This window comes from Plantactinospora sp. ZYX-F-223, assembly GCF_039649625.1.
Lineage (GTDB): Bacteria > Actinomycetota > Actinomycetes > Mycobacteriales > Micromonosporaceae > Plantactinospora.
Genome location: NZ_JBDJAV010000025.1, coordinates 138,689 through 144,908, shown reverse-complemented (window position 1 = coordinate 144,908; position 6,220 = coordinate 138,689). Strand labels below are relative to the sequence as shown.

4 protein-coding genes and 1 pseudogene are annotated in these 6,220 nt (G+C 72.1%); all 5 read left to right on the top strand.

The window, feature by feature from the left end:
* The first annotated feature begins 242 nt into the window (after nucleotides 1–242).
* The 5 genes and pseudogenes from AAH979_RS24970 (at nucleotide 243) to AAH979_RS24950 (ending at nucleotide 6,168) form a co-directional block, all read left to right on the top strand.
* Nucleotides 243–665 (top strand): Asp23/Gls24 family envelope stress response protein, encoded by a 423-nt coding sequence (locus tag AAH979_RS24970; protein WP_346260555.1) that lies wholly within the window; start codon nucleotides 243–245, stop codon nucleotides 663–665.
* Between the two features lie 187 nt (nucleotides 666–852).
* Nucleotides 853–2,541 carry a methylmalonyl-CoA mutase family protein gene (locus tag AAH979_RS24965; RefSeq protein ID WP_346260554.1) on the top strand — a complete coding sequence of 563 codons (1,689 nt, stop codon included), beginning with the start codon at nucleotides 853–855 and terminating at the stop codon, nucleotides 2,539–2,541.
* Between the two features lie 74 nt (nucleotides 2,542–2,615).
* Nucleotides 2,616–3,551 (top strand): tetratricopeptide repeat protein, encoded by a 936-nt coding sequence (locus AAH979_RS24960; RefSeq protein ID WP_346260553.1) that lies wholly within the window; start codon nucleotides 2,616–2,618, stop codon nucleotides 3,549–3,551.
* A 62-nt stretch (nucleotides 3,552–3,613) separates the two neighbouring features.
* Nucleotides 3,614–4,546 (top strand): annotated as a pseudogene (locus tag AAH979_RS24955) (arginase family protein); the annotation flags it as partial.
* Between the two features lie 1,064 nt (nucleotides 4,547–5,610).
* Nucleotides 5,611–6,168 carry a TetR/AcrR family transcriptional regulator gene (locus AAH979_RS24950; protein WP_346260552.1) on the top strand — a complete coding sequence of 186 codons (558 nt, stop codon included), beginning with the start codon at nucleotides 5,611–5,613 and terminating at the stop codon, nucleotides 6,166–6,168.
* Nucleotides 6,169–6,220 lie beyond the last annotated feature (52 nt).

Below are 6,220 nucleotides of genomic sequence, written 5' to 3'. Positions count from 1 at the left end.
ACATCCGAACGTGCGCGACAACTCCGCCGCCTGCGCCTCGGTCGGGTAGAAGCGGTACTTGAACGCCCGCTTCACGGTCCTGGGCATGGCTCACACGGTAACGTGCCAACTGGTAAGCGTTGCGGCGGCACGCGGGTAGCCGCCTACCGGCCCTGGCGGCGGACCGGCTATCCCTACCCTGCTCCGCAGAAGTTCTGTTTCCCCTCCGGCCTGAAGGCCGGAATACCCACGGAAGGAATCCGATGACCGAGGTTCAGAACGAGTCCCGCCCGGCCCCGGTGACCGCACCGGCGGTCTCGCCGAGGGGCGGCACCGAAGTGTCCGAAGAGGTCATCGAGAAGATCGCCGGTACGGCGGCCCGCTCGGTGCCCGGCGTCGCCGATCTCGGTGGCGACGTCGCCCGGTTCTTCAACAGTGTGCTGGACAAGGTCGGCCTGGACGAGGTGGGTGACGCCGGGCGGGGCGTCTCGGCCGAGGTGAAGGGGACCAGCGCGACTATCAAGATCGTGCTGGTGATCGAGGCCGGTCACGTCGTGCAGGAGGTGACCGAGGCGGTCCGGGCGAAGGTCATCGAGGCGGTGGAGAAGTACGGCCTGACGGTCGCCGAGGTGAACGTCAAGGTGGACGACATCGAGCTGAACAACCCGCCGGCCGCCGGGGCCTGACCCCGGTGGTGACCCGGCCGCGATTGCCGTGATCAGGGATCTTCCGCCCGGAATCGCACCCGCCTCGGTGTCGGAAGATCCCTCGATCGCGGGCCACTCCAGCCTTGATCGCGGGCTACCTTAGCGATCGTTCAGGGTCCCCTCTACACTCGGGCTCAGTCGAGGAGCGCGAGGAGGGCCCCCTGCAATGGACGCCGAGGAGATCGCCGCCGGTCGAGCCCGCTGGCAGGCCCGGTACGACGCGGCACGCAAGCGGGAGGCGGACTTCACCACCCTCTCCGGGGTGCCCGTCGACCCGGTCTACGGCCCACCCGAGGGGAGCGCCGACCCCCGGTTCGCCCGGATCGGCTGGCCGGGCGAATATCCGTACACCCGGGGGTTGTATCCGACCGGCTACCGGGGGCGGACCTGGACGATCCGGCAGTTCGCCGGCTTCGGCAACGCCCGGCAGACCAACGAGCGCTACCGGATGATCCTCGGCGCGGGCGGCGGCGGGCTCTCCGTCGCCTTCGACATGCCGACCCTGATGGGCCGGGACTCCGACGACCCGCAGGCGCTCGGCGAGGTCGGGCACTGCGGCGTCGCCGTCGACTCCGCCGCCGACATGGAGGTGCTCTTCGACGGCATCGACCTGGCCGCCGTCACCACCTCGATGACCATCTCCGGACCGGCGGTGCCGGTCTTCTGCATGTACCTGGTCGCCGCCGAGCGGCAGGGCGCGGACATCTCCACACTGGACGGCACCCTCCAGACGGACATCTTCAAGGAGTACATCGCGCAGAAGGAGTGGCTCTTCGACCCCGAGCCGCACCTGCGGCTGATCGGCGACCTGATGGAGTACTGCGCCCGGGAGATCCCGCGCTACAAGCCGCTGTCGGTCTCCGGCTACCACATCCGGGAGGCCGGGTCGACCGCCGCGCAGGAGTTGGCGTACACCCTGGCGGACGGGTTCGGCTACGTCGAGCTGGGGCTGAGCCGGGGGCTGGACGTCAACGTCTTCGCGCCCGGACTGAGCTTCTTCTTCGACTCGCACGTCGACTTCTTCGAGGAGATCGCCAAGTTCCGGGCCGCTCGCCGGATCTGGGCCCGCTGGCTGCGCGAGGTGTACGGCGCCACCGACGAGCGGGCGCTCTGGCTGCGCTTCCACACCCAGACCGCCGGGGTGTCGCTGACCGCGCAGCAGCCGGTCAACAACGTGGTGCGGACCGCCGTCGAGGCGCTGGCCGCGGTGCTCGGCGGCACCAACTCGCTGCACACCAACGCGCTGGACGAGACCCTCGCGCTGCCCACCGACTCGTCGGCGGAGATCGCGTTGCGTACCCAGCAGGTGCTGATGGAGGAGACCGGGGTCACCAACGTCGCCGACCCGCTCGGTGGCTCCTGGTACGTGGAGGCGCTGACGGACAAGATCGAGGCGGAGGCGGAGGAGATCTTCGCCCGGATCCGGCAGCTCGGTGGCGACGGTCCGCACCCGATCGGCCCGATGACCTCCGGCATCCTGCGCGGCATCGAGGACGGCTGGTTCACCGGCCAGATCGCCGAGTCGGCCTTCGTCTACCAGCAGGCGCTGGAGAAGGGCGACAAGAAGATCGTCGGCGTCAACTGCCACACCGGTACGGTCGCCAAGGAGCTGGAGATCCTGCGGGTATCCCACGAGGTGGAGCTGGAGCAGCGACGGATGCTCGCCGACCGCAAGGCCGGTCGGGACGCGCGTGCGGTCACCGAGGCGCTGACCCGGATGGTCGAGGTCGCCCGGACCGGCGGGAACCTGATCCCGCCGATGCTGGCCGCCGTACGCGCCGAGGCGACCCTCGGGGAGATCTGCGACGCGCTCCGCGCCGAGTGGGGTGTCTACCGCGAACCGGCCCGGTTCTGATTCGCCGGGTTGGCATCTGTCGGGCAGCGGCGGTTGGGCGGGGTTCGCGACGCCGCGTGCGAGACTAGGGAACCATGAGCGACCCACGGATCACCTCGTCGATCTTCACCCGCGGCGCGGTCGACCTCGGCGCGCTGCGCGCCGCACAGACACCCGCGAAGCCGGCGGCAGCCACCCCGCCGGCCGGTCCCGGCGTCCCCGGCGGGACGCCGCCGAGCACACCTCCCGGGGGCGGGGGTGGAGTCGTGGTGATCGACGTCACCGAAGCCACGTTCCAGTCCGAGGTGCTGGAACGCTCCCTCACCACCCCAGTGGTGATCGACTTCTGGGCCGAGTGGTGCGAGCCCTGCAAGCAGCTCTCCCCAGTGCTGGAACGGCTGGCCGTCGAGGGTGCCGGTGCGTGGGTGCTGGCCAAGGTCGACGTCGACGCCAACCAGCGGCTCGCGCAGATGTTCCGGGTGCAGAGCATCCCGATGGTCTACGCGGTGGTGGGCGGCCAGCCGGTCGACGCCTTCGCCGGAGTGGTGCCCGAGGCGCAGTTGCGGCAGTGGATCGGCGCCGTGCTCAAGGCCGGCGGGGTCTCGGTGGAGGCACCGGAGGACCCCCGGCTCAGCGAGGCCGACGAGGCGCTGATCAGCGGCGACCTGGACGCGGCCGAGCGGGCGTACAAGAAGATCCTCTCGGACGCACCCTCGGACGCGGCGGCCGAGGCCGGCCTGGCACACGTCGCGCTGGCCCGCCGGGTGAGCGGTGCGGACCCGGCGGCGGCGCTGGCCGCGGCCGAGGCGAGCCCCGACGACGTACCGGCACAGTTGCTCGCCGCCGACATCGAGGTGCTCAGCGGCCAGGCCGAGCAGGCGTACGCCCGGCTGGTCGACCTGGTCCGTCGGACGGCCGGCGATGACCGGGAGGCGGCCCGGCAGCACCTGGTGTCCCTGTTCACCATCGCCGGTCCGGACGATCCTGCGGTGGCCAGCGCCCGGAGGGCGCTCTCACGTGCGCTCTTCTAGACAATAGGCAGTACGAGCGCGCGTGCCGGCCTGGCAGCCGCGATACCGGACGGGAGCACAGTATGCGCCGGATCGCCGTCCTGGATGCCCCGTCCAACCTGGGCCTGCGTCCGCCGACTCCCACGTCGGTGCCGGGCTGCGCCAAGGCACCGGGGGCGCTGCGTGACCACGATTTGATCGCCCGGCTCGCGGCCCGGGACGCCGGCTGCCTCACCCCGCCCCGGTACGACCCGGGCGACTGGCGTCCCGGGGACGGGGTGTGCCACGCCGGCTCGATCGCGCACTACTCGATGGAGCTGGCCGAGCGGATCGGCGGCATCATCGACCAGGGCGAGTTCCCGCTGGTGCTCGGCGGGGACTGCTCGATCCTGCTCGGCTCGGCGCTCGCCATGCACCGGCTCGGCGAGGCGGTCGGCGGCCGGATCGGGCTGGTCTTCGTGGACGGCCACTCCGACTTCCGGCACCCGGGCAACGCCTCCTACGTGGGCGCGGCGGCCGGTGAGGACCTGGCCCTGGTCACCGGGCGGGGCCAGGCCGACCTGGCCGCGATCGAGGGGCGCCGGCCGTACTTCCGGGACATCGACGTGGTGGTGCTCGGCATCCGCGCCCACGACGAGTACCGGCTCGACCTCCAGGCGGCCGGCATCGTCACCCGGCCGGTGCCGGCGCTGCGGGTCGAGGGGGCGGCCCGGACCGCCCAGTGGGCGCGCGACCAGTTGACCGACTGCGCCGGCTACTGGGTCCACGTCGACGTCGACGTGCTCGATCCGGCGGTGATGCCGGCGGTGGACGCGCCGGATCCGGGCGGGATCGCCTTCGCCGAGCTGGAACTGCTGCTGGCCGGGCTGGTCGACACCCCGCACTGCCTGGGAGTGGAGATCACCGTCTTCGATCCCGACTACGACCCGGAGGGGGTCTACGCCGCCGAGATCGTCGACACGCTGGTCGCCGGCCTGGCCCCGGTCGCCGCGCCCGAGGCGGTGCCGCCCCGGCTGACCCCGAGCCGGCCCACCGTCGCCGGGAGGGGCCCGGGCGTGCCGGGTCCCCGTGCGGTTCCCGCCGCCGTGCCGACGACGCCGGCCCGGCAGTCGGCGGTGCCGTCGATCGGGGCGGCGCCGGCCACCGCCCGGCGGGGCGTACCGGCCGTAGAGTTTCCCGCCTTTTCCCGACCTTCCCCGGCGGCGACAGCCCTCGGAGCGGTGCCGGTACCGGACCGCCCACTCGCCCCCGACCCGGTCAGCCCTGGTACGTCCACCGCCGAACTGCCGGACACGTCCGGGACCTGGACCGCACAGGGCTCGCCAGACTCGGCGGCCGAGCCTGCCGGGTCGGAGGTTGCGGGCGCGCAGGTTGCGGTGTCGGAGGGCGCCGGGTCGAACGGGGCTGACCGACCCCGGTCCGAGGTACCCGATCTGTCCGCCCGCTGGTCGGAGCCGGTCGGCCCACCCGCCTCGGCCGGTCCGGGACGGCTCCGCCGCAACCCGCCACCGCCGGCCGAAGAACCGGCGGCCGCAGCTCCACCCAGCCCTGGCCTGGCCGACGACGAGCCCGCAGCGCCGGGTGAGGCGCCGATCCGTGACCCCGAGCCGGGGTCGGCGGCGGAGATCGCCTGAAGATCGGCAGTCCATGATGGCCGGCCATCGTCGACGGGCGGCGAGCGCCGGCTTACCTGGCCGGGCGACTGTCGAGCTGGGTGCACAGCCGGGGCACCGGAACCGCCGCCGCCGCTGTGGTGGTGGTCAACAGCGGTGTCGGCTGGCACTGCCGGTTCCAGATCACCAGCCTCTTCGAGACCCTGACGAGCCGCGAGCACTGGCAATCGGGTGAAAGCCCCGGCCAGCCCGCGCCACGACCGTGCACGGGGTCGCCCGGCGGTGAGCGTGGGAGCCCAAGCGGGGCAGCTCGACAGTCTCGACGCGACCGTATCGGCCGCCGGCCAGCGGACCGCCCGCCGGCAGTGGGCGACTCCGGTTGACATGGCTGGCTATGCTAACTAGCTTCTAGGCTATGAGATATAGCAAGGCATCCTGTCCAGGGAAAGCTTGGCACGGGTCGCGCGGTGCCTAGGGTCGGACTCTCCACGAGCGCCGTGGTCGGCGCGGCGATCGAGGTGATCGACGAGCAGGGCGTCGATGCCCTGACCCTGGCGGCTGTCGCCGCGCGCACCGGAGTCGCCCCGCCCTCGCTCTACAAGCACGTCGCCGGCCTCGCCGAGCTGCGCACCCTGGTCGGGATCCGGGTGATCACCGAGATGACCGACCGGTCAGTCGCCGCCGTGCTGGGCCGCAGCGGCGACGAGGCGGTGGCGGTGCTGCTGCGCACCTACCGCGACTACGTCCGCGAGTACCCGGCCCGGTACGCCGCGCTGCCGCCCGATCCACTACACGATCCGGCCATGGTCGAGGCCGGTACCCGGATGTTGCAGGTCTTCCTCGCCACGCTGCGCGAGTACGGGCTCACCGACTCGGCGGCGATCCACGCCACCCGGTGCGGCCGGGCCATCGCGCACGGATTCGCCTCGCTGGAGGCCAGCGGCGGCTTCGGGCTGTCGGAAGATCTGGACGAGACGTACGAGCAACTGATCGCGATGTACGTCGCCAGTCTGCCGCGCCGATGACTTTTGGCTGATCCTGCCGGGTGACCGGGGCTGCGGAGCCGATCAGGTTCCG

What these genes read in the sequence shown, in the direction of transcription:
- AAH979_RS24960 (WP_346260553.1), top strand. Translation starts at nt 2,616, where the DNA reads ATGAGCGACCCACGGATCACCTCGTCGATCTTCACCCGCGGCGCGGTC.
- AAH979_RS24970 (WP_346260555.1), top strand. Translation starts at nt 243, where the DNA reads ATGACCGAGGTTCAGAACGAGTCCCGCCCGGCCCCGGTGACCGCACCG.
- AAH979_RS24965 (WP_346260554.1), top strand. Translation starts at nt 853, where the DNA reads ATGGACGCCGAGGAGATCGCCGCCGGTCGAGCCCGCTGGCAGGCCCGG.